Genomic DNA, 25,259 nt, shown 5'->3' with positions numbered 1-25,259 from the left:
AGTTTTATTTTTTTTGAACATCCATTAACTCGATAAAAAAGATAACCCAAGAGTTGGGAGCAATGGCATCGCCATTGCCTTGAGTACCATAAGCCAAGTTAGGAGGGATAAACAAGACTGCTTTTCCGCCTTGGCTTAATAAAGTTGTTCCTTCTGACCAACCTTCAATCAAAGATTGACTTCCAACAATAAAAGACAAAGGAACCATATTGGTATAAGAATCGTCAACAATTTTTCCTGTATTAGAAAAACAAATATAATGAACACTAACCGCATCGCCCAAAGCTGCTCTAGGTCCTGTTCCATTTTCAAAAATTAGATAGGACAAACCCGATGGCGTTGTCTGTAAATTAGGGAGTTCTTTTTTGTCAAATTGAGCAATTAACTCTGGAATTTTCAAACGAACAGAATCTAAGTAAACTTGTTCTGCTAAAATTTCTGCTTGAAGATCAGCTTGGCTTTTAATTTGGTGCATCTTATAAGTAAATGTAACCAAATCTTCTTCTTCAAATTCTAATACATACTGACCTAATAACTCTGGAACCTCTGCCGCAGGGATTAACAATCGAAGGCTGTCTCCTTCTGCCATCAATTTGAGTGCTTTGGTGAAAAAGTTGTCGTAACGTTCTTCTGGAATTTGTACTAAAACAGGATAAACATTATCATAGGAATGATCTAAAATTTTATCTCCTTTTCTTAAGGTATAGTCAATTCGAACTTCTTCACCTACTTTGGGAAGGCGATTAGTGGATGTTTTGGGAACTTTTTCATACCAAAATTCATGTTTGTTATAAGGCTTTAAGCCTTTGATTTGCTTGCGCCAAATGGCGGGTTGGCAGCTGCTGAGTATAAATAAAATTGATAATAGAAAAAAGAAGGTGGGGCGCATAAAATTAGTTAATCTTCAATACTTTATATATAAATGTTGCCTTGTCTCCAGCATTAAAATGCTCTTTGTAGGCAGATAATTCTAGTTTTGCATCGGCAGCATCAATTGTTGCGACACAACTATCTCCTAATCCTAACCAAGTAAGTGGATATTGGAATTTATCTAGACTTTCGTTTGGGGGTATTGTGATAACAGAAGGTTCAATGGCATCATCAGAACTAGCAATGACTTTATCTTTATTTTTGAGGCAGTAATAAATAGTAACTTTGTCGCCTGTTTTTACTTTAGTTTTTGATGTGTCTGTTGTGAAAATCGTTTTCTCATAAAGCTCATCTAGGGTTTGGGTAGGCTTAGGAGAGCAGCTGATTATAAAAAGTAAAACAAATAAAAAGAGAGATAACTTATTGATTAGTATAGCCATTGATATATCGTTAAATCCTCTTCTAATTGCCGTTGTAGCAATTAGAAGAGAAAAAATGGAGTCAAATTAGAACCAACCAGCACCTAGTGCTGCTCTAAATGGCCAAGGAATACCAGCTAAAATGAGCACCAAGCCAATTAAATAGGTCATAAAAACAAGTCTAAAACGTAATGGGGTTTCTTTTATTTTCTTAGAACGGCTAAACCCAATTGTAATAACAATCATGGCAATTAGCATCATGGTCATGTGTTCGACTGTAAAAAATCGAATCATTGGGCTTTCTTTAATGGCTCCAAAGTTGACTTTGCCACCTAAATTTAAATAATAAGATATAAAACCAATAAGTACTTGGATGTGAACAAAAATCATGGCAAAAAGATGGATCTTTTTGTCTTTGTCAGTATAAGATTTTTTACTGCGCCAGCCACTAAAAGCATTGGCAATGGCTAGAAGTAGCAAAATAAGAACAATCCATCGAAGCCCTGAATGAGCATGTCTAATACCTGATAACATAAGTGTATTTTTTTCAAGTGGTCAAAATATGAGTCTATCTGTTTTGTTGTGCCTCAAAGTTAGGGATTTTTGCTATTTTACTTTAGTGAATAGTGTGCTAATTTTTATGTTTTTTAACAGGAAACTTAAAAAAGTACCTTGTATTAAGTTGATAATTAGATTGTTAAAATTTTGTGAGGTTTGATTGTATAAGACTGATTATCAACTGAACAGCACTACTGAAATAGCCTATACTAGTAATGTAGTTGGCTAATAAAGTGCTTGTATAAAATAATAATACTCCGTTGATTAGCTTCGTGAAGGCTACTCGGCAAGCTTAGTTTTTTAGTTTTTACTTCGTGAGTCTTCGGGTTCTATAAAAAATAGAAGAAAGCATCTTGTTGATAATTAGGATGATATGCTTTTTAGGTAATCTGTTTTTAGTAGTGGTTTTAAAAGATATTGCGAATAATCTGTAAAAGAGAGTTTTTTAGACCACTTTTTGTGGAGATAAGAGTGGTCACAATAACCATTTTGGGGTGTTTTTCAAAATGTATAAAAGGTTACCTTGGCGAACGATTAACTTTTGAAAAGGCTTGGTAGATTGGTTTAACAGATTAAAAAATGGATGAGGATAAAAAAATTGAACGGATAAAAAAGAGTTTTTGGATTACGTTTGTTATAGGAGTAGGAACTTTTTTGTGTCCATTTTTAGAGGGGCATAATCGGACAGAAGTTTATTGGAAAATTTTTGAGTTTTATTACTTAGAAAGAAGACGTGCGCCAATAGATGTGATGATCATCATAACCTTAGTATTTAGTACTTTATTTTGGTTGCCTATTATGGGTTATGCATTTTATAAATATACCATTAAGAAACGCTATTATTCCACTCGCCAACGAATGATCAATTATTTTCTCTTTGGCGTTGGAAGTGTGGTGTATTTATTGCCACTTTATGCATTATATGATCGTGGTTTTTCAATGGCAAGCTTAAGGATGTTTGACTGGGGGTATTGGGTATTATTAACGTGTACGACTGTCTTATTTGCTTGTTATATAAATATACAAAAGATACAATTGATAGATAAAGATTTATCAGAACATTTGATTATAGATGATAAAAATTAATAAGAAATGGATTGGGTGAAAACCTTTTATGAGGCGCAAAACGAATGGTTTGGTGTGTATCTGGGACCTGTTGAAGAAAGTCATAGAGAACGGGCGTTGTTGCTCAATAAAATGACAGACTCAAGTGCTAAAAAAGTTTTAGAGCTGGGAGCAGGAGGGGGGCAAACAGCAATTGCTTTGGCAGAATTAGGGCATGAGGTGAGCATGATTGAGTTGTTGGAAGAATCGGTGTGGCATGCTCAAAAGTTAAGTCATCAAATGAAGGTGGAAATTGCTATTCAACAAGGCGATTTTTATACATTTGCTTACAAAGAACAATTTGATTTGATTTGCTATTTTGATAGTTTTGGGATAGGAACGGATGAAGATCAAAGAAATTTACTAAGACGAATGGCAGCTTGGTTAAAGCCTAATGGGAGTATTGTTATCGAGGTAGGGGCAACTTGGTATTGGGCTGGGATTGCCAATGGTAGGACAATGGATTTAGGAGCTTGTTTTCGGCAATATAATTTTGATGTTTTGGAGGCTCGATTGGTAGATAGTTGGTGGCGTAAGGATGACCCTAATACGGTCGTTCGTCAATTTTTACGTTGTTATACTCCTGTAGATTTTCAACTTTTGCTGGAAGGAACAGGATTGCAATTGATGGATATTCAAGCAGGTGGGCGTGTCGATTATGAACAGATGGAATTTATAAAAGAAGCTAACTTGGAAGAGGCCATGACTTACTATGTTAAGTTATCGAAAGAAGATATTTAATGAAAGTTAGCCCAAACGCTTTGTGTGTATTGTTCGTAATTAAGGTGATGTGTTTTTGTGTGAAGTGAAATAAGTAAAACAAAGAGTATAAAATGAAAAAAAGATATTTTATAGGGATTGTATTTTGTTGGTTGTTCATGGCTTGTGAAAAAGCAACACCTGAGCATAAGGCGGAGATCCTCGTAGGCAATTGGTTGCGAGTGAGTAGTACAGATGCTCGGTCAGATAGTATGACCATACATATAGCAAAAGGAGATAGTGCTGTGATCACTTCTGTGCCTCCTAATAGCAATTTTCGTTTGCAAGAATTGAAATGGAGAAATATTACAGCAATAGCAGAGTCCGGTGATTTTCAGTTCTTGGATTTGAGTGCTGATGGTACACTTTGGAAAGCATTTATAGAAGTAGAATCAGCCAGTCAACTCAAAATAATTAACGCCAAACATCCCAATGCTCCAGGGGGCAAACAAATTTGGACGAAGTTCTAAATGTCTGGAGGTGCATAGAGTATTGTTTATAAAAATATACCAATCGGTATTTTTTATGCTTTTAAAATTATACCGTTTGGTATATTTTTGTATCTTTGTATTCAAATCATATTAAGAAAATAGAAAAAATGGCTAGAAAATCTGCTGAAACAAGCTTGTATATTCTCAAAAAAGTAGCTCCTATATTCAATAAACATGGATATATGGGAACGAGTATGAAGGCAATTACAGATGCAGTAGGGTTGACTAAGGGAGCTATTTATGGTAATTTTAAAGACAAAGAAGAATTAGCCATAGAGGCATTTAATTACAATGTTCGGTTAATTATGGGGCAGGTCTCTGCTCGAATTAAAGCCGAAACATCTCCATTGAACCAGCTGTTTGCCATTACCGATTTTTATAGAAACTATTTAGATTTTACAGATTCTAATGGTGGCTGCCCAATTTTGAATATTGGTGTTGATGCCAACAATCAAAACGAACGCTTATTGGCTAGAGTAAAATATGTTATTCGCAAATTAGAGCAAAGTATGGCGAATATTATTCTAAAAGGAATTGAGCAAGGTGAAATGAAAGCTGGAGTAAATGCAGAACAGTATAGTAAGCGTTTGTTTGCGATGATTCAAGGCGGTATTTTTATGACCTTGACTTTAGGGGACAAAAGTTATGTAGTTGATATGATGAATCATATTGATAAAATGATAAAATTAGAATTGAAGTATTCATAGTAAAAATATTTTTTTACCTAATAATATACCGATCGGTATATTATTGATAATGAAAGATTATGCAAAAATTAGAAAAGGTAATCAGTAGTAGAACAAAGGTTAGGTTTCAAGATTCAGATCCTTTTAATCATCTCAACAATGGAAAATACATTGATTATATGATGAATGCTAGAGAAGATCAAATTCAAGAACACTATGGCTTGGATTTATTTGATTTGGCTAGAAACAAAGGTATTGGATGGGTCGTTGCCACCAATCAAATTTCTTATATCAACTCAGCTGTTACCATGGAAGATTTGTATATGGACTCTCAGTTGATGAATTTTTCGGAGAAACACCTTGATGTGGAAATACGAATGTGGAATAAAGATAGAACACAATTAAAAGCATTTTTGTGGGTACGCTTTGTCCAAGTCAACTTGAAAAATCAAAAAGTGGGCACTCATTCAGAAGAATTGATGGAACTGTTTGGACAAGTGGTATTGCCTGTAGAGCAAGCTAATTTTGATGCTCGTAACCAATATTGGAGAAGGAATGCTGTTCAGCAAGAACCTGTGTTAGTGTAATCTGTTGACTGATAGAAGGGCTTGTTTTTTAGAACTTCTTTCAAAAAAATAAAGAACATGATGTTATCAAAAATGTATTTCAAAATAATGAATACCTTGTTTCCTAGTGTTTTGGCTAAACAAGTGTATCAATTCATGTCTAACCCTAGAATCAAAAAGTTGCGTGCTTTTGAGGATGAAGTTTTGGATCGAGCTAAACAAGAGCGCATTCGATTCAAGCAATTTGACATACAAATGTATATGTGGGGAAACCCTAACGATAAAACAGCTTTGTTGATACATGGTTGGGAAGGGCAGGCAGGTAATTTTGGGGCAATGGTAGATATTTTGTTGTCAAAGGGATACTATGTAGTTGCTTTTGATGGTCCCTCGCATGGTCGAAGTTCAAAAGGCAACACTAGTATGTTTGAGTTCTCAGAATTGGCAACGGATCTTTTGAACCAATATAAGCCGACCACGATTATAAGCCATTCTTTTGGGAGTGTTACCAGCATAATTGCAATGAGCAACAATATCGAAATACCAATCCAACAATGGATGGCTGTAACGACCCCCCATGATTTTAGAGATCGTATAGAGCAGGTTTCTAAAACGTTGGGTGTTGGGACTCGAACGGTCAATAAAGTAATTGAATTGGTAGAATCGGATATGGGAATTCCAATTAATGATATGAATATCAATAACTATGGAACGAAGGTAAAGCATGTGAAAAATGCTCTAATCGTACATTCTAAAACAGATCGAGTAATTCCCATTGATTCTGCGAGAATTGCGCACAAAGCAATTCATCAGTCTCGTTTAATTGAGCTGGATAATCTGGGACACTATTCTATTCTGTGGTCAGATGAACTTAAAAAAATTGCTACAGAACAACTTAACTAAGTTAGCAGCCTATTAGGCTTTCTTTTGTTGTTTGTGGAAATGAAAAATACTTTTGTATATACTTGACAATCATTTGTTAATTTTTGGTTGTCTAAAATAAAAATCACCTTATGAATAAAATCTTATTGGTCTTGTTCTTTGTCAGTTTTTCTTTGCATCTAATGGCGACAGAAATAAAATTAGAACAAATAAAAGCCAATGACTTTGAGTTTAACTGTCGAACAATTGGCACTCCTTCTGATGGTCCTGCTGTCATTCTATTGCATGGGTTTCCTGAAACTTCTCATATGTGGGAATCTACGATGGAACATTTGCATCTTCAAGGCTATTATTGTATTGCTCCTGATATGAGAGGATACAGTCCTAAGGCAAGACCAAAAGGAATTAAAAATTATGCGATTGAAAAGATTGCCAAAGACATTATTGAAATTGCTAAAGCTAAAGGAATCGAAAAATTTCATCTTATGGGGCACGATTGGGGTTCTGCAATTGGCTGGTCTATTGTTGGTTTGTATCCTCAACACGTCAAATCTTGGGTGGCTTTATCGGTTCCGCATCTAACTGCATTAGGAAATGCGGTTAAGAACGACGAAAAACAAAAAGAAATGAGTTCGTATGCTAGGTTGTTTCAATTAAGTTTTTTGCCAGAAGCGGTTCTAAAAGCCAAAGATTTTAAACGGTTAAAAGAATCGTGTTGGTATTTATCAACACCTGAACAAGTGGCAGCTTATCAAGCTGTTTTTAGTGGAAAAAGAGCCTTGACCACTTGTTTGCACTATTATCGCAAGAATTGGAATAAAATGATTCAAATTTCAGAAAATTTGAATATTGCTGAAGTTCAAATACCAACAACCTTAATTTGGGGCAACAAAGACCAAGCTTTAGGCCGTCAATCTGTAGAAGCTACTCAACAGTATATGAAAGGCGAGTACCAACTCATTGAGTTAGATGCTAGCCATTGGTTGGTACAAGACCAGCCTAAAGAGGTTTGGAAAGCGATGGATGCTCATTTGAAAAAGTACAATTAATCAATCAACCACAATACTATGTCAATCTATCAATCAATTGCCAAAATTGGCTCCAAGTATATTGGAAAGTCCACCTTGTTTAAATATGGTTTCAACTGGTCTCCTATGTATCGAAGAAGTACGGCTAAGATTTCGGAGGTATCTACAGACTTAATGACAATTAAAATTGAACTGCCAATTAGTTATAAAAACAAAAACTATGTCAATTCTATTTTTGGTGGAAGTATGTTTTCTGCTGTAGATCCTATTCCGATGGTTCAGTTAATGAATATATTGGATGAGAACTATGTTGTGTGGGATAAAGCTGCTGAAATTTTCTTCAAAATACCTGCTAGAGAAAATATCTATGCTAGTTTTACATACACATTGGACGAAGTGGAAGCAATCAAGAAAAAAGTAGAAACGGAACAAGAGATAGAAATTGTAAAAACAACTTATTTAACCAACAAAGATCAAACGAAGGTTTATTGTGAAGTAAGAAAGACAATTTATATTGCCAACAAATCTTATTATAAAGAAAAGCGCGCCAAGCGAAAAGCTGCATCTGTATAAACCAACAGTTAAAGTATCAGAAAGAATTAAAAACATAATTTTAAATACGAGCTACTTCATAAGTTGGAGTAGCTCATTTTTTATTGTTACTTTGTTATACAATAGTTTGTTGCACTGCTACTGCAAGGTACTTGTTATTTTTTATATTCAATTGATAACAAAAGAGAAAAATAAACGATTTTGAATGTATTGCGTTACATATTGTATCCATTTTCGTTGTTGTATGGTAATTTAGTTAGATTGCACAGAGCCTTTTATCAGTACGGAAATAAAAAAGCAAAGTCATTTGACATTCCTGTGATTAATGTGGGCAACTTATCGGTAGGTGGAACAGGAAAAAGTCCTCATGTCGCTTATTTTACTCAAATGCTACAACCCATTTTGACGCCTGGAATTGTTAGTCGAGGTTATCATAGACAAACAACAGGAGTTCGATTGGTTGAAACAAATAGTCTTGCTAGTGAGGTAGGGGATGAGCCTTTGCAATTGAAACAACGTTTTCCCAATAATACAGTGGTAGTAGCCGAGCGCCGAGTGTTAGGGGTAGAAGCTGCCTTAAAAGAAAACAAGGCAATTGATTGTATTTTGTTAGATGACGCCTTTCAACATTGGGCGATACAGCCTAGCTTACAGATTATGTTGACTACGTTTGAACAACCTTTTTTTAGAGATTGGGTACTGCCAATGGGGCGTTTAAGAGAGTTTAGAAGTGGTTATCAGCGGGCGGATATTATTATTATTACCAAGTGCCCTAGGATCATTAGTCAGGCACAAAAAGTTGCCTTCCTTCAAGCTATAAAGCCATTGCCTTCTCAACGTGTTTTCTTTTCTTATTTTAAGTATCAAGCCTTGTATCAATTGTTTGATAAACAACAATTGGTAGAGTTAGACCAATTGAAAAACCAGAAAATTACTTTGGTAACAGCGATTGCTACTACTCATTATTTGGAAGAATATATTACATCTTATGCTTCCGAGGTTCAAGCACTAAAATTTCCTGATCACCATCATTATACGCTAAAAGATCTTGAAAAAATCAAAAAAATAAGTTCAAGTCAACTTATTATTACAACAGAAAAGGATGCAACTAAACTAAAGCCATATCAGGCTTACTTAGCACAAGAGAATCTGCTAATATATGTATTACCAATTGAAGTTCAGATTGCTTTTAACGAAGAGAATTTACTCCGAGAAACTTTATTAAATCATTTGAATAGGGACTGAAATAAAAAATTCCTGCTAGTACCCCTACTAGCAGGAACAAAAGTAGCAACGAACTACTTATAACCAACTTTCTATCTTGTTATTATTTTATTTCTTGAGTGTTGTGCAGTTGATTATCAGTTTTTTAGAATTAAAACAGGTGAAAGTGTACCTTGTTGATAATCAATTTAATGCGATTTTATTGGTATAACCTTTATTTATTTTATTATTAATTTTCCAGAGTCGATAAACTTGCCTTGAGCTTCTATTTGATAAAGATACATACCTTGCAATAAGTTTTCTCGCTCAATTTGGAATGTTCGTTGACCTTCAATTTCCATGATACGGACTATCTTGCCTGTTGCATCATATAATCTAAACATGAATCGGTCAGCTATAGGACCTTCTATTTCAACTGTTGTATAGTAATTAAATGGATTAGGGAAAACTTTTACAGTTGTTTCGGCTACTTCTAATTGTTCTAAATCGGAAGTATTTCCATTATTATTACTGTTAGTTGTTGAACTATTATTGTAATTAGGCGATGAATTAGCGGCAGGAATAAAGGATGAGTTGGTCTGAGCCGTTGCTTCTCCATTGATAGCGCAACCTTGACTAATAGACGGCAATATACCGCCATTTCCAAATTGATTCAAGTGTTGGTGTGTGTGGAATGTATTGATAACAACATTTTGAGAGCCTGCATAACAATTGTTTACTCTTGAGTGTACCAATTGATTGCCTTGTCCATCTGTTAGTTTGAGTTCATAATGTTGTTGCCCTCCAGTAAAGCCACGAACAAAAGTACCCTGACTTTCAAGCTCCAAAGTGTCATCCAAATAAACAGCAGGTGTGCCTCCTGCCAATAAGTGATCATCAATAACAATTAATTGCATGTACTGATCTAATGTAACTTCAGTACCATGATTATTAAGAGTAAAAGTTGTTTTTCCTGCTGCATTACAATTAGCATTGACAGTTATCAAAGGCGTATTTTGCACACTATTGCAAAGCGTGTCAGGATAAATATGTGCTTGAATACAATGTTGATCTCCTATAAGACTAGAATCACAAGTTGTTGTAAAATAAAGCTCAAATTGATTGCAATTAGCAACAGGAATATTGCCAAGTTGAAAGCGGTACACATTAGCTCCTTGAACTGTATAGGGAATTTCAGCACTATCCAATGATAACTCCGCAGGCAACTCAACATCAACGTAAGAATTTATTGCTGTTGCCGTTCCATGATTACAGTAGTCTATTTGAGCAACTGAATTGACACAACTTTGCAAAAAAGGAATGGTTACCTGTACATACATCATCGGACAATTAACAACATCGTTATTGCTATTGCTATTGCTGTTGCTTGTCATATCTCCACCAGCAGAAGTTAAAATATTATTGGTATAAACATTTCCAGGAATAACTCCTAAGCTAGTTCCAGAAATTTTACGCTCTTGCTGTGCCGTTGTGCTAGACGTAATAGAGAGGTTTCGAATTCTATTTGATTGTATTTGTGTCGTTCCTGTTTGACCATTGTTATTACTTAGAGTGACACTGCCTGTGTTGACTTGTTTTTGTGCAAATAAAGAAAAGCTGCTTATTGCAAATAGGACTAATAGGAAATTTGAACGGAGATTGTGTTTAGATTTATCCATGTGTACTTTTTTTTTTCGTCTAATCTCTCAGTTGAACGTAGAATGTTTGGTAGGTTCAACACCTCTATGGATTTATGATTTTAATGGTGGTGGTGCTGCGTATATTTTTGATTCAGCAGGTAATAATCATATAAATCCGTGCTAGATTATAATAGGTTCTCTTAATGTATCAAAAATCGTACTACCTAGGTGTACGATGACTTTTTTTTAGAAAAAGGAGCTAAAGTTTTTTTTCGTTCCCCAACTTAATAACAACTTTAGCTCCTAAATTTTTACTAGATTTCTCTAATAAACCTTCCATCTTGCTTGAATGATTCAAAATTTGAAAACCCCTTTTCAAATTTAAGATGGAAGTAACCAACAAATTCTGTATTTAATGAACATGCTTTTACACATATTCTAACCAAAGTAAGACAACCAGACTTTTTCTAGTTGCTGCCAATTCTAATATTTTAATAGTATTGGCTTCTTCTCTTATACAAATATCTAAATAGATTATCGTAGAAAAAAAGACAAAAAAGTTCAATTCTCTAATTAATTTAATTTAATTTAGCCTTAATATAAGCTTTACACTGTCATTTTCTCAAAAAAAAAAGTTATGTATAGTAGTAAATTGGTCGATATTTTTTATCGTTTGTCGAAAAGTCAGCTTAGAGGTTTGCGTAAATTCGTATGCTCTCCTTATCATAATAAGCGGGAAGATGTGATTGCTTTGTTTGAGCTTTTGTATAAAACTCCTTTAGAAAATCGAGTTGCCCTTCGAAAAGAAAAAGCATTTCCCAAAATATTTGGCAAGAAAAAATATAGTTCTGACCAGATGGATTATACAATGTCTTTTTTATTCAAAGTCATTGAACAGTTTTTGGTGTACGAAAATGCCGTCGAGAATAAGATCAATGTGCAAATAGCCTTGATGGAAGAATATCGAAAGTTGGGGCTGTCCAAACATTATCGACAAGCATTAGTAGCTGCAGAACGGTACCAACAAAAAAGTCCTTTGAGAGATATTTATCACCACAAAAAGGCATTGGCAATAGAGTTGGATTATTGTACTTTCTTGTCGGTACAACAACGTAATACCTCCAAAAATTTGCAAGAGGTAAATACAAAGTTAGATTTATATTTCTTGTCTCAAAAATTAAAAATGGCTTGTGTGGCTCTAGCGCATGAGACAGTTTATAAACAAAAATATGATTTGGGTTTGTTGGATGTTGTGTTGCCGTACATCGAACAAGCGCCAGAGTTATTAGAGTATCCAGCAATTTCCTTGTATTATTATTATTATAGAGCAACTACATTAGATGGGGAAGAAGCCGAAGCTGATTTTCAAAAGTTTAAAACCATCTTTTTAGCTTCGTTAGAAGCTTTTGATCACGGGGAATTAGAGGATTTGTATACATTTGCTTTGAATTATTGTGTACGGAAAGTAAACCTTGGGCAGAACGAATACCGAGAGGAACTCTTTCAACTATATGAAGCAGGGTTAGAATTGAAAATTTTGATAGATGATGGAAAGTTAAATCAATTCAAGTTTAATAACATTACAAAATTAGCCTTGCATCTAGGCAAAATTGATTGGACAGAGCAGTTTATTGAGGAATACAAGCCATTTGTAGAACCTCAGTATCACGAAACCTATGTTCACAATGCTTATTCAATGCTTTACTTTGCGCAAGAGAAATACGAGGAAACAATGATTCGCTTACAGCAAGTGGATTATAAGGAACTTTTTATTACGATGGATGCCAAAGTATTGTTAATGAAAGTCTATTACCAACTAGATGAGTACGATGTTTTGGAATCATTTATCAATAGCTTTAAAGTATTTTTGCGACGAAAAGAAATCTTGGCTTACCATCAAGAGATTTATAAGAACTTTATTCGGATGATGCAAAAACTCATCAATTTACCTCCCTTTAATAAGAAGGCAAGAGAAAAATTGTATAAAGAGATAGAGGGAACTCAAAAATTACTGGAGAAAAAATGGCTCTTGGAGCAATTGAAGTAAGATCAAACAAATGAAAACACCCTATAATTTTAATCAAACTACAGGATGTTTTTTGCCTTATTTGCACTTACAAAATAACTAATATTTATTTTGTGAAGCCGATGTTGGTAAACTAGTTTCAGGTCTTTTGGGTAATAAGCAATTGTTTAGAAAAGTAAAAAATTAGAAGACAATGGCTGTAATTCTTACATTGGTTTCATGGCTATTATTTTCATAGTGAAACGATAGATTACCAGAAGTGTTGGGAGTCCCCCAGAAAACGGCTGTCATAGTTTCATCATTTCCAACTAGCGGAATTTCTTTTTCCATCCAGACACCATTGCCATAAAGCTTATGAGAAGAAAGGTAACCGCCATTAGCTCTTCGGTCTCCTGTACCTGTTACCTGCTCAATTAAGAACAGTATTTTGCTACCAGCTCTACAATTATTAACGGTAAACGAATAAAGATAACCATAGCCACTTGTATTCCAGTTGGTAATATTGCTACCAGCTCCATCTAAACTGGAGTTGACCCCATCTCTTAGCGAAAAAGTTTGGATATAGGGTTCTCCCGCACAACGCCAAGAAGAACCGTCATAAAATTCAATGCATTTTTTGGTCGTATTATAACGCATCGCCCCCTCTACGTCTGCTCCACCAGTAACATCTGTTCCAACTTCTATATAACCATTGACATCTAGTTTATTAGATGGGGTAGTTGTGCCAATTCCAACATTTCCTGTTATGCGTTCTATTCTAAACCGAGAAGTGAAACTTGTATTGGCATTGTCAAAATAACCAAAATCTATATTGTGATCTGAGTTGCCCCCAAAGGCGACAACTTGATTGGAAGGGGTGGCTAATCTCCACGTTGCATTGACATTGTCTGTTCCTAAAACTTGAACATGAGCGCCATTGGTATTACTCAAAATATGAAGTTTAGCTCTAGGATTGGATGCTCCAATCCCGACGTTTTGCGCTTGTGCAATAGAGCAAAGTGAAAAAAAAATAACAAAGGAGTACATTTTCTTTTTCATAATAAAATTACATTGATATAGTCTTAATTAGGAACGGTGGGGGAGCCTACCCCTAAAATTAAGCTACTAGATTAGAAAAAATTAATAGCAATATTAAATAAGACTTTTAAGAAGGGTATTTGAATATACGACATTAAATAAATACGGTTGCTATATTGAGCATTTTTATTGGAATAATTAAACAATAAAAAAAGCGTTCTTAGTTGATTGTAACTAAGAACGCTTATATATAATAAAGGTGTATTTTTAGCCTACTATTTCATTAAATCGACCGATTTTTTGATGAAATTGGTCAATTCACCTCCTTTTAGCATACCGTTGTGCAAACGAGCCAAATCATAAAGATGTTTTGCTTTAGATTCGTCGTTGCCCTTTAATACATTGCCTACTACTTCGTGGTTGGTATTAATAACAACATTGTACATATCTCCCATGTTCATTGTCATACCTTGCATAACCGACATTTCTTGCATACGGCGCATGAATTCTGGGCGAGTGATAACGATTGGCAAATCAGAAGGTGCCAAGGCTTCTAGTTTTACAGTAGCTCCTTGTTCTGTCACGCATTTTTTGAAAATTTCTTCCAAGTTCTTTTGCTCATCATCAGATAGAACCGATTCACGTGTTTCATCTTTAGGAATCAAGTTGGTTGGTGTGTCGGAATCAACGCGAACAAAGTGTACATTTTGCAACTTACGCTCTAAGGCTTGAATGAAGTGAACATCAATCATAGTATCCATGTGTAGAACATCGTAGCCCATTTCTTTAGCCGCTTGGATATAAGCATCGTGCTCATCTCTGTCATTGGTATACAAAACAACCGTTCTATTGTCTTTGTCTACTTGATTAACGCCTACTTTTTCTTGATATTCCTCGATGGTAAAACGCTCTCCGTCTACATTTTCTAATAAGATGAATTTTTGAGCTTTATCTGCAAATTTTTCTTCTGTTACATAACCATATTTAACAAATACGCTCATGTTCTCCCAGTTTTTATCAAACTCTTCCCGTTCTTTGCGGAACATTTCGTCCAAGCGATCTGCCACTTTACGAGTGATGTATTCTGTGATTTTCTTTACATTACGATCACTTTGTAGGTAAGAGCGAGAAACGTTTAGTGGAATATCGGGAGAGTCAATAACACCATGCAACAAGGTCAAAAATTCTGGTACAATTTCTTTGACTTCATCCGTAACATAAACTTGGTTGCTATACAAGTGAATTTTGTTGCGTTGAATTTCTAATTGGTTGCCCAATTTAGGGAAATACAAAATACCTGTTAAGTTAAATGGATAGTCAATGTTCAAATGTACCCAAAACATTGGAGGTTCGCCAGAAGGTAACAACTCTGTATAAAAACTGCGGTATTCTTCATCGCTTAACTCAGAAGGTTGTTTCTTCCAAGCAGGATTAGGGTTGTTGATAACATTAGGAACTTCGATGGATTTTTTCTCTTCAGTACCATCTTCTTTTGTAATGGTTTCATCCTCTAAGTATTCGGTACGCGTTCCAAATTCGATTTCGATAGGCAAGAATTTACAGTGCTTGTTCAACAATTCACTAATTCTGTATTGTTGCAAGAACTCCTCGCTATCTTCACTAATGTGCAACACGATATCTGTTCCATAGTCTGCTTTTTCAACTTCTTCTAGTGTGTACTCAGGATCTCCTGTGCAAGACCATTTTACAGGAGCACTATCTTTTTTGTATGATTTGGTGATAACATCTACCTTATCCGCTACCATAAATGCAGAATAAAAACCAAGACCAAAATGTCCGATAATAGATGCTTCCTCTTTATATTTTTCTACAAATTCTGTTGCAGAAGAAAAGGCTACTTGATTCAAGTATTTTAAAACTTCCTCTTCTGTCATTCCGATACCACGATCAGAAATCGTTAATGTCTTAGCATCAGCATCAATAGACACACGGATTCTAGTGTCGGTAACTTCATGTTCTACTTCGCCACGTCTAGCTAAGGTAAGTAGTTTGCTTGTCGCATCTGTTGCATTGGCAATTAGCTCACGCAAGAAGATTTCTTGGTCAGAATATAAAAATTGCTTAATGATTGGAAAAATATTTTCCGTTTCTACAGAAATACTGCCCTTTCGCATGATTTAATTTATTTTTTGAGTTAATAATTTACATTTTTATAATAATAAACTATTCTTACCAAAATGTATTCCATCCAAAAAATGACTGACAAAATGACTTTATAGCTGTCAGATGTTGTTAAGAAACATTTGAAAAGGGTACTTTTGACGGAAAATGTGCGAGAAGTGGGGAAGGTTTAGCAAAGCTGTTTTTTATATTTCTTCCTTATGTTGAACCTATTGGGTATTTATAGAATAGTTTTTAAATCATCAATATCAACAGGTCCTGCCCATGTTTTTAAGTTCCAAATATTTTCAAAATGTCCGTTGGTACTATAAAAAATAGAAGCAGCAATATTTTTTAATTGAGATTGATGTGCTGTTTCTAGCATCCAAAGTGTAAAAATATGGTTGAGCTGAATGCTTGTTTCTAACCATAAAAAATCACTGATAGGATGTTCTGGATTTTCGTCTTCTGTATCCCATAAGCCAAATGCTTGATGGTCGCTAAAACTTACTTCAAATTGGTCTAAACTTGTCCAGTCTTCATTCTTATCAACAATAGAGACATTTTGAAAGAACTTAGTCTCATGATTAACAATAAAAAGGTGTTCAAAGTCATGCTGTTCTTTTAGTTGCTTATAACTTGAAGCAAGTTGGGCATAATAATCTAAAAGGCGAGGAGTATTCTTCTGCAAAATGTTTTTTTGTTCTGCGAAACAATTGAATAAATTATTCATGTTTATCGTATTAATTTATAATTAAACAAATAGCCCCTTGATTTTATGCCATTTGAGACAACAACCAAGGGGCTATTAAAAATAAATAAAGGATTAAAAAAGGCTATAGTTTTTTAGTGCCATCTTCACTCTCTTCCTCTTCGTCATAAACAGGCTCTTCGTCACGACCTCCCATTTTGCTTTCCATTACTTTAAGCATTCCATCAACCATGATTTGTAGAGAGTTAGCATCTTTGTTTTTGAAAATTAGACGCATATCTGATTTAATTTGATTACCCTCAGGAGCAAATGTTTTAATTTCAAACTTGTTTAGATTTTCTTCTACAGTAGCCAACTCTTTGGGGAAGGTTTGCCCCATTTCCTTCATAGTTGATTTAGAAGTGCTAATCATTTTTTGAGCATCCAAGAAACCATATTGCACTAGAGCCGTAATATCCTTTACAGCTTTTGCAGGCATCTGTTTGTTTTTGGGAAGACCATTGAGATTTTTGGTAATATTTTCATCATTGGTAAACATTAAAACACCATCTTTGATAATGACAAACATATCGACACCAATCTCTTCTCTAACACCACCAACAGCCCAAACGCCATCTGCTCTTTTGGAAAGTACACCAGCATTGGCACCAAAATCAATGAATTTCATAATATTTTCTTCGCTGCCATAAGAGAACATCATAACAGCCATAGGCATGGGCTCTTTTACGGTTGTTGTAATTTCTTCCCATTTATCGGTTTCTTCGTCGTATTCAAAGTCAGAAGATTTGCGATCCAATACTTTTATATCGGTAACAGCAAACAACATATCTCCTTTTAGCAAGGTATAAATTTCTTCTTCATCAATAAAAATATCAACGATATCAAGCATATTGGCAACAAGTGCTCCTTCTTTACTTTTCTTTAATGCTTTGTAAACCTCAGAGCTGTAAGAATCCATAAAACCTTTGGGACTCATGGCGAAGGTATACATACCCATTAGGTTAGTATTGTCAATATATTTGAAAAAGTCTTTGTTGATTTTAAGGTTGTATGCTTGGTTAAAAACGCGAGCCATAGATTCGTTGGCATACATTGTTGTTGTGAATTCACCTTCTCCTTTTTTTGCATAACCGTGACCACTAATTTTAATGCCGCCAACAAGATCATACAAAGAACCTACCAAGTCTCTAGCTTGCATGGGAACTTGCGCTAAAGGAGGCATTAAATTGTTGTAGTCCATCCAAATGCTAAAGTCAGCGTCTTTGTCCAATTGTTGTTGATAATCGGTGTCTTTTGCCAATGAGTTATCCAAGGTAACCGAACCCAAAGATTTGGCATGTTCCAAATACATTTCAGATTGACGGCTTTCAAATTCCTCTCTTTCTTCAAAAAAACTTTGCTCACTAGTAGATGCAGTTATAATTAAGCGTTCTTTATTCCAGTTAATGAGCATACCATTGTGTACCATATTTAGTGCCTCCCCTTTAGGAATCATTGATTTGATTTTGTCTGCACCAAACAATTGATCTAGAAAGGATCTAAATTTGTCGCCATCTGTCACTGGAACGATTAGATTAATAAATAAAGCTTCTGGGTCTTCTTCGTTCATTTCGTTTGGACGTTGTGCCCAAATGTAAATATCTTCTTGAGTGTTTAACCCCACTTTTTTGGTGTCAGCCAAATCTTGTTCTACTTTTTTGACGTTTTCTTCGGACATATCCCCGCCAGCAATTCCAAGCAACATGGGGGCAAGAATTTCACTAACATTGTATTTGTCTGTAGTGGCTTTGTCTAGTTTGCTATAAGTTTGGTAGGGAGATAACGTTGCGATAAAAGCAGCTTTGTCTTTATCAATAAATCGTTGCATTGTATTTTCTTGAGCAACTAGCAGTTGTGTAGCCATAAAGAGTACAATTAGGGTGGAAATACTTTTCATAATTTATTTTATAATTTTGTTGGTTAGTAAAGATTGAAAAATAAGCTATCAAAAATTTGCAACGATATTTTTGGATTCATTTTAGACTAAGATTGTGGTGCATAATAGATAAAACGCACAAATTTTAGGTTGAAAGGAAACAAAAAGATTAGGCAAATCGACAAATTATTTTTTAGATTTACTTAGTATATTTATTGTGACCTTGCATACTTTAGTACACTGCAACATAAATTTTTAAGCAAGCCTTTGGCAAGTCTTATATCCTATCCTCACTCTGATAGTTAAGATTATCAAGGTGTAGAATGTTTTGAGTTTTTGCCAAAATACTCTAGATAACAATCAAAAATTCTTATTACAATATACTAAGCTTTTGAGGATTCAAAAAATCAGCAGTTGTAGCATATAAAATACAAAATTAGACTAATTATAGTTCAATACAAAATTCTTTATTTAATAAACAAGAGACTATATGTTTGATCAATAACATTCTTAAAAATGTAGAAAACCTCTGTTGGATTTAAATTTTGTGTTGGTTTATCTTTTGTCTCAAAGGCTTTCCAATAGCAATCATAAAACTACTATAAAAATCAGTATTTTTCTTCTTTGCAAATTAATTCACAATAAAGTCTCCTTTAATAAAGAAAAGGTTCTATTTTTACCAGTACTTAAAACTTCCAATAACAATAGACAGTTGTTTGTCCCCACCAATTATTTGAAGTGTTGATGATTGTTAAGAATGAAACTTGTTAATATGAACAGTGTTTTGGTTTTTTGTTCAAAAAATCAAAAATTGGTATTCTTATAGAGTAGAGACGATAGGTCTTTTAAAATAATGCTAATAAGTAAAAAAATGTAGTCAACAGCAGTTAGTTGTGCTGCTACTACGTGGTCGTTGAAATCATGCAGTAGCAATGTCGTTAACTAAGCTTGTCGAGGAGGCTTGTGCGGACGTAGTGCCAGAGGTTATTTAATGAACGACTATATTCGACGATATCGATATTATTACTTTAGAACAGCATCAATTATGAATTAATCTCGTGCAAATATTATAATGACTCAAAATATCGTAAAAGTAGCAGTAATTGGATTTGGATACTGGGGCCCCAATATGGTGCGAAATTTTAATGCACAAAAAACTGGGGAAGTACTCTATGTCGCCGATTTTCGTGAAGAGCGCCTACGGGTAGCAGAACAATTATATCCTGCTATCAAGACAACTAAATCTCCTGATCAAGCAATTTTAGATGTTGAGGTGGATGCTGTTGTAATTGCAACCCCTGTATTTACACATTTTGAATTGGCAAAAAAAGCACTAGAGGCAGGCAAGCACGTTTTGTTGGAAAAACCGATGGTGACTACTTCTGAAGAAGCAGAAATACTCATCAACTTAGCAGAACAAAAGCAACGGATTCTTATGGTGGATCACACGTTTTTGTATACGGGAGCGGTACAGTCGATTAAGCGATTGGTAGACTCAGGGATGATTGGCAAATTACAATACATAGACTCTACACGAATTAACCTAGGATTATTTCAGCCTGATGTGAATGTATTGTGGGATTTGGCACCCCATGATATTTCTATTCTAAACCATTTGACAGATGAAAAGCCTTACAGTGTGCAAGCAACAGGGGTTTCGCATACCAATAATGGCATAGAAAACATTGCTTATTTGACAATGAACTACGAGAGTAATATCATCGCACACTTTAATTGCTCGTGGACTTCTCCTGTAAAAATACGCAAGTTCTTAATCGGTGGAGATCAAAAAATGATTGTTTTTGATGATACAGAACCCACCGAAAAAGTACGTATTTATGATACGAGTTATCACTACACCGAAAAACGCAGTGATGAGGAAAAGAGAAGGGTTTTGGTAGATTATAGGGTAGGAGATATTCAAATTCCTAAAATACCTATGATAGAAGCATTGTCTGGAGTTGCAGCGGATTTTATTGCTGCTATTTTATACCAAAAACAACCCCTCTCAGATTACGTTTCAGGAATCAATGTCATCAAAGTTTTAGAGGCTTCTCAGTTATCTATCAAAAATGGAGGTAAAGAGGTAAAAGTTTCTTATTGGTAATAAGAGCCGAAATAGTAATTAACTATTGAAAGTATATAAATGAAGATTAAAAATGAAAGAATTAACATGGAATGCCAATCAGCAAATTCTTAACCATGTAAAGGTTGGTAAGGATGTTAAAATATATAGTTTTGTGAATGCTTATCATTGTTCTATTGATGATGGTTCAAAAATTGGTACCTTTGTAGAAATTCAGAAAGGAGTACGAATTGGCAAAAATTGTAAAATATCCAGCCATTCTTTTATTTGTGAAGGTGTGCAGATAGAAGACAACGTATTTGTTGGTCATAACGTCTCTTTTATTAATGATATGGTACCAAGGGCAACCAATCCAGATGGAAGTCCTCAAACAGAGAAGGATTGGACATTAGTAGAAACCTTGGTTAAGAAAGGGGCTTCGATAGGAACGAGTGCTACGATACTAGGAGGCGTAACTATTGGTGAAAATGCCTTGGTAGGAGCTGGTTCTGTGGTTACCAAGGATGTTCCTGCAAATGCTGTAGTTGTTGGCAATCCTGCTAAGTTGGTGCGATTTATAACCTAGCAGATCGAGGCTCAACTATACGAATTTTTATATCACAGGCACTAAACGTTTATCAAATTGTCAGAAGTTGCGAATCAGAGTTGGTCAATTGTTGTTCTTTGTTTTAATGAAGCAGAAAACATTGTACGTGTTATTCAGCATGTTCAAGCTAAGTTAGCCCTTATTTCTAACCCTCAAGGAGAGATTATTGTGGTAAACGATGGTAGTTCTGACAATTCCGATGCAGTAATTCGAGGATTGCTGGACGAACCACAGCACAAAAACATTAAGTACATTCACCATCCTATAAACTTAGGCATCGGAAAAGCCTTGCATTCGGGGTATCGACAAGCAACAGGGGATAATGTAGTGATGATTCCTGGCGATGGTCAATTTGACTTGGGAGAGTTGCTGCCCTACAAAAATATACCAGAAAGGACAATTATAGCTTTTTATCGAGTAGAGAATACTACTTATACACTGTCTAGAAATATTTTGTCTTTGTTCAATAATGTTTTAAATTGGCTGTTTATTGGTCTCAAACTCAAAGATGTGAACTGGGTAAAGGTCTATAAAAATAACGCTTTACAAGATTTGGAACTAGAAATAACAAGCTCTTTGGTAGAGTCCGAAATATGTAGCAAACTAATGTATTTGGGACATCAAGCGATAGAAGTAAAGTCTAAATACTTGCCAAGACAGGCAGGGAAAAGCAAAGGCGCTTCATGGGCTATTGTGAAGCAAGCTGTGATTGATATTCCCCGTTTGATTCTAGTTTTTAGACGATTTAAACGAAAAAATAAAAATAAATTATCAAAATAGGACACAATAAATTGTAGTTTTGCTCTTAAAATCAATACCCAATACGTTCTCTAACTAAATTTAGTGTGAGAAAAGTAGCAATACAAGTTAAACCTAATAATTATATGGCGGCTAAAAATAAGAAGAAGAGTTCTCGACAAGCCCAACAGTCAAGAAAATATCCTGAAAATAAATATCAAGGTAAGTTGTCTATCGTTATTCCTGTTTATAACGAAGAGGATGGACTTCAAACAATATTTAGGGAGCTTCAAAAAGTGGAGCAAAACTGGAAATTACCTTACGAAGTTATTTTTGTTAATAATGGAAGTAGTGACGATACCTTATCTGTCATCAACCAAACTTATAATAACGAGGGACAATCTGAACAAGTTTCTTATGAGGTAATTGATTTAGAAGAACACCAAACAGTAGCCGCTGCTCTAAAAGCTGGTGTGGCTCAAGCTACTGGGAATCATATTTTGACTTGGTCTCGGAAATCTCAAGAAGAAGGAGAGTCGCCTATTAATTGGTTGAGAAAACTCGCCCAAGAGGATTGGGACGATAGTAGTATTATCGTAGGAGTTAGGAATTATGTAGAAGGCGAAAGTACAACAGACGGCATTGTGAAGAAGTTGTCAAATGGATGGGTACAGTTGTGGTCGGGTATGAATGTAGTTGATGTAGAAGCTCCTTTTAGATTGTATCCTCAAACAGTTGGCAAATTATTATTTGATAAACTTAGCTCCAAAAGTAAGACGCCTGACCTAGAAGTAATTCATTATGCTCATTTGTATGATCTGGCTATTGTAGAAGCATCTATTGATAATGTAAAAAAAGGAGCATCTTCAACAAGTACAGGGAATGCTTTGACCAACTTTGTGAATATTTTCAAGAATATATTCAATTTCTTTTGGATTGACTCTATCAAAGAAATGAAGGTTGAACATAGTTTGAGCAATTGGAAGCAAGCCAATTCTATTTATAGATTCTTATTTGCTGCTTTGTCTTTGTTGGTATTGTTTATGTTGCCTTACTTGAGCTTTGATTATGGTATTACAGGAGACGAAGGATTTCAGGAAAAATATGGGACACATGTTTTAAATTATTTTGAGACAGAAGGCGTAGATGATAATGCGCTTAATTTTGTCAATTTATATTTTTACGGAGGGATATTTGACTATACCGTTACTTGGATGCACAAGTATGTATTTACAACTTGGGATTTGTTTGAAGTAAGGCATATGTTTAATGCTTTGGTAGGAGCTATTTTGTTTGTGTTTGTTGGTTTGTTGTCTTATTCAGTCACAAGAAAATGGAAAATAGCTTTTTGGACAATTATCTTAGTCATTTTCTTCCCTCGCCTTTTTGGTCACGCAATGAATAACCCTAAGGATATTCCTTTTGCAGCAGGATATATCATCAGCATTTATTTTATGATGAATTTTGTTCGCCAACTGCCCCGACCTTCTTTAAATTCTATTGTTGGGCTTATTGTAGGCATTTCATTAACTATGGGAATGCGATCGGGAGGAATTATTATCATTCCTTATTTATTCTTATTTACAGGAGGAATGCATCTCCTCAATACTAAGTTGCGAGCTCAGTTGTTTAACTTTAAGTATTTGATAAAACTGGGGAGTATTTTGGTAGCTATTGTTGTTTTAGGATACTTTGGTGGTATACTGTATTGGCCATACGCTTTAGAAGATCCACTAAACAATCCGTTTTACGCTTTGCAAGAAATGTCTAATTTCTCTGTTGGAATACGCATGTTATGGGAAGGGCAACATTATTGGTCTGAGTATTTGCCATGGTATTATGTGCCTAAGTGGTTGGTAACGGTATTGCCTTTGGTTGTTTTATTGGGATTGATATTTGCTATCGTGCCAATTGTCAAAGATACGCGCAATAGAATAATAACATTGATGCTTGCATTTACAGCCTTGTTTCCTGTAGCTTATGTTATTTATAAAGATTCTGCTTTGTATGATGGGATAAGACACTTCTTATTTGTTTGTCCCCCATTAATTATTTTAGCAACCTATGGATACTTTTTCACGATTGATTATCTAAAACCCAAAGCAGCTAAAATTGGTGTTTATGTCATTTTCTTTGGTTTATTGGCGTTGCCAGTAAGATGGACTATTGCGGCACATCCACACCAATATACCTACTTTAATGAATTCATGGGAGGAATAGAAGGCGCTTTTGGTGCTTATGAAACTGATTATTGGATGAATTCAACCAAAGAAGCAGTAGACTGGGTCATAGAAAATATACCAGAGGTAAAAGCAGGAGAAGAAGTGCGATTTGGAACGCAAGCACATTTACCAATCAATCATTATTTCAAAGATTATCCTAATGTAAAGGTGATTTATACTCGTTATCATGAACGGGCTAAACACAATTGGGATTATGGAATATACATTTCTAGATTTATCAATAAAAAAGCATTAGAGCAGGATGTTTGGCCAGCAGGAAATGAATTGTTACATGCTGTAAAAGTGGATAATGTGCCGCTGTGTATGATCAGCAAGCGTTCTGAGACGAACAAAAAATCTGTAGAAGCGGCAGCTGCATTTAAGGCTAAGGATTATGCCAAGGCAATTGCTTTGTTACAAGAAGTACTAAAAGAAAATCCCAAAGATGATAGTGCTTTGATGTTGTTAACTCAATACGCATTGCAGGCTGGCAATACGCAACTAGCCAAAGAAACAGTTACAGAATTGCACAAATATATGACCGATTATTCTAATGCTTATGGGATGGAAGGAATTTGCTATATGCAAATGAAGGATGCTGAAAATGCCGAAAAATGTTTTAGCAAAGCAGTAGAGTGCAATCCTAAATATACTTTTGGTCATTATCACTTGGCTAACTTATTGGTACAAAAACAAGAGCTCAATAAAGCAATAGAACACCTAGAACTCTTTGACCAATATGGCGGAAAACCAGCGCAGGGATATGACTTGGCAATTAATATTTGTCAACATCTAGGAAATGACGCTAAGAAGAGTTTCTTTATGGCCAAAAAATTGTCTACCCAAGGAAAATGGCAAGAGGCAATGCAAAACTTGAATGTGGCTCTTAGCATCTTGCCAGACTATAAGCCGGCCTTAAAAATGAAAAAGATGTATGACGATGCTGTTCGTAAACAAATGTTAGCAACAGCTAGAAAGGAGCGTTTGAAAAGGGAGGGAAAGATTAAATAATAAACGGTCGTTTGATAACAAGCATGAATAGGGTAGGATTATTTGAGCACCTTCGGAGCATGAAACA

22 protein-coding genes are annotated in these 25,259 nt (G+C 35.0%); 14 read left to right on the top strand and 8 right to left on the bottom strand.

The features are described 5' to 3' along the window. Positions 1–4 precede the first annotated feature (4 nt). The 3 genes from QP953_RS25275 to QP953_RS25265 all read right to left on the bottom strand — a co-directional run bounded on the left by QP953_RS25275 (position 5) and on the right by QP953_RS25265 (position 1,823). Entirely contained in the window at positions 5–889 is an 885-nt protein-coding gene (locus QP953_RS25275; RefSeq protein ID WP_309553316.1) for an FKBP-type peptidyl-prolyl cis-trans isomerase, read from the bottom strand. A 4-nt stretch (positions 890–893) separates the two neighbouring features. Further along, complete coding sequence (locus QP953_RS25270; RefSeq protein ID WP_052597723.1) at positions 894–1,310, bottom strand: hypothetical protein; 417 nt, start codon at positions 1,308–1,310, stop codon at positions 894–896. Between the two features lie 66 nt (positions 1,311–1,376). Next, entirely contained in the window at positions 1,377–1,823 is a 447-nt protein-coding gene (locus QP953_RS25265) for a cytochrome B (RefSeq protein ID WP_309553315.1), read from the bottom strand. Positions 1,824–2,426: 603 nt separating this feature from the next. Here QP953_RS25265 and QP953_RS25260 point away from each other — a divergent pair. The 9 genes from QP953_RS25260 to lpxK all read left to right on the top strand — a co-directional run bounded on the left by QP953_RS25260 (position 2,427) and on the right by lpxK (position 9,160). After that, positions 2,427–2,933, top strand: a complete 507-nt coding sequence (locus tag QP953_RS25260; RefSeq protein ID WP_052597721.1) for a hypothetical protein — start codon at positions 2,427–2,429, stop codon at positions 2,931–2,933. Positions 2,934–2,939: 6 nt separating this feature from the next. Continuing rightward, positions 2,940–3,692 carry a class I SAM-dependent methyltransferase gene (locus QP953_RS25255; protein WP_309553314.1) on the top strand — a complete coding sequence of 251 codons (753 nt, stop codon included), beginning with the start codon at positions 2,940–2,942 and terminating at the stop codon, positions 3,690–3,692. A gap of 92 nt (positions 3,693–3,784) precedes the next feature. Then, positions 3,785–4,180, top strand: coding sequence for a hypothetical protein (locus QP953_RS25250; protein ID WP_309553313.1), 396 nt, complete (start codon positions 3,785–3,787; stop codon positions 4,178–4,180). 128 nt (positions 4,181–4,308) lie between these two features. Continuing rightward, complete coding sequence (locus QP953_RS25245) at positions 4,309–4,908, top strand: TetR/AcrR family transcriptional regulator (RefSeq protein ID WP_052597718.1); 600 nt, start codon at positions 4,309–4,311, stop codon at positions 4,906–4,908. 59 nt (positions 4,909–4,967) lie between these two features. Beyond that, positions 4,968–5,474: an acyl-CoA thioesterase gene (locus tag QP953_RS25240; RefSeq protein ID WP_309553312.1), complete on the top strand. Its 507-nt coding sequence runs from the start codon at positions 4,968–4,970 to the stop codon at positions 5,472–5,474. Between the two features lie 57 nt (positions 5,475–5,531). Continuing rightward, on the top strand, positions 5,532–6,356 hold the full coding sequence (locus QP953_RS25235) for an alpha/beta fold hydrolase (protein ID WP_156039792.1): 825 nt from the start codon (positions 5,532–5,534) through the stop codon (positions 6,354–6,356). A 110-nt stretch (positions 6,357–6,466) separates the two neighbouring features. Then, positions 6,467–7,384 (top strand): alpha/beta hydrolase, encoded by a 918-nt coding sequence (locus QP953_RS25230; RefSeq protein WP_309553311.1) that lies wholly within the window; start codon positions 6,467–6,469, stop codon positions 7,382–7,384. 18 nt (positions 7,385–7,402) lie between these two features. Continuing rightward, on the top strand, positions 7,403–7,936 hold the full coding sequence (locus QP953_RS25225) for a DUF4442 domain-containing protein (RefSeq protein ID WP_309553310.1): 534 nt from the start codon (positions 7,403–7,405) through the stop codon (positions 7,934–7,936). Between the two features lie 189 nt (positions 7,937–8,125). Continuing rightward, entirely contained in the window at positions 8,126–9,160 is a 1,035-nt protein-coding gene (gene lpxK, locus QP953_RS25220; RefSeq protein ID WP_309553309.1) for a tetraacyldisaccharide 4'-kinase, read from the top strand. A gap of 197 nt (positions 9,161–9,357) precedes the next feature. On the opposite strand, the gene QP953_RS25215 is transcribed toward lpxK, so the two are convergent. Then, the gene (locus QP953_RS25215; protein WP_309553308.1) at positions 9,358–10,797 is read right to left on the bottom strand and encodes a T9SS type A sorting domain-containing protein; all 1,440 of its coding nucleotides are present in this window, start codon (positions 10,795–10,797) and stop codon (positions 9,358–9,360) included. Positions 10,798–11,395: 598 nt separating this feature from the next. Between QP953_RS25215 and QP953_RS25210 the strand changes: the two genes are divergently transcribed. After that, positions 11,396–12,805 carry a hypothetical protein gene (locus QP953_RS25210; RefSeq protein WP_309553307.1) on the top strand — a complete coding sequence of 470 codons (1,410 nt, stop codon included), beginning with the start codon at positions 11,396–11,398 and terminating at the stop codon, positions 12,803–12,805. A 162-nt stretch (positions 12,806–12,967) separates the two neighbouring features. Here the strand turns inward: QP953_RS25210 and QP953_RS25205 are convergent, their stop codons facing one another. From QP953_RS25205 to QP953_RS25190, 4 genes are all read right to left on the bottom strand, one after another. Next, positions 12,968–13,822 (bottom strand): hypothetical protein, encoded by an 855-nt coding sequence (locus tag QP953_RS25205; RefSeq protein ID WP_309553306.1) that lies wholly within the window; start codon positions 13,820–13,822, stop codon positions 12,968–12,970. A gap of 254 nt (positions 13,823–14,076) precedes the next feature. Continuing rightward, complete coding sequence (htpG, locus tag QP953_RS25200) at positions 14,077–15,936, bottom strand: molecular chaperone HtpG (RefSeq protein ID WP_052597710.1); 1,860 nt, start codon at positions 15,934–15,936, stop codon at positions 14,077–14,079. 227 nt (positions 15,937–16,163) lie between these two features. Then, entirely contained in the window at positions 16,164–16,655 is a 492-nt protein-coding gene (locus QP953_RS25195) for a hypothetical protein (protein WP_052597709.1), read from the bottom strand. Positions 16,656–16,758: 103 nt separating this feature from the next. Beyond that, positions 16,759–18,570, bottom strand: coding sequence for a DUF4836 family protein (locus QP953_RS25190; RefSeq protein WP_052597708.1), 1,812 nt, complete (start codon positions 18,568–18,570; stop codon positions 16,759–16,761). A gap of 1,051 nt (positions 18,571–19,621) precedes the next feature. On the opposite strand from QP953_RS25190, the gene QP953_RS25185 reads away from it, so the two are divergent. The 4 genes from QP953_RS25185 (at position 19,622) to QP953_RS25170 (ending at position 25,192) form a co-directional block, all read left to right on the top strand. Further along, entirely contained in the window at positions 19,622–20,656 is a 1,035-nt protein-coding gene (locus QP953_RS25185) for a Gfo/Idh/MocA family oxidoreductase (protein WP_309553305.1), read from the top strand. A 52-nt stretch (positions 20,657–20,708) separates the two neighbouring features. Beyond that, entirely contained in the window at positions 20,709–21,200 is a 492-nt protein-coding gene (locus QP953_RS25180) for an acyltransferase (RefSeq protein ID WP_052597707.1), read from the top strand. 57 nt (positions 21,201–21,257) lie between these two features. Further along, the gene (locus QP953_RS25175) at positions 21,258–22,001 is read left to right on the top strand and encodes a glycosyltransferase family 2 protein (RefSeq protein WP_052597706.1); all 744 of its coding nucleotides are present in this window, start codon (positions 21,258–21,260) and stop codon (positions 21,999–22,001) included. 104 nt (positions 22,002–22,105) lie between these two features. After that, a complete protein-coding gene (locus QP953_RS25170) occupies positions 22,106–25,192 on the top strand; it encodes a glycosyltransferase (protein ID WP_052597705.1) in 3,087 nt (1,028 codons plus the stop codon). Positions 25,193–25,259 lie beyond the last annotated feature (67 nt).

This window comes from Aureispira sp. CCB-E (assembly GCF_031326345.1).
Taxonomy (GTDB): Bacteria; Bacteroidota; Bacteroidia; order Chitinophagales; family Saprospiraceae; genus Aureispira.
The sequence above is the reverse complement of the archived record's forward strand: the minus strand, read 5'-3'. Positions and strand labels throughout refer to the sequence as shown.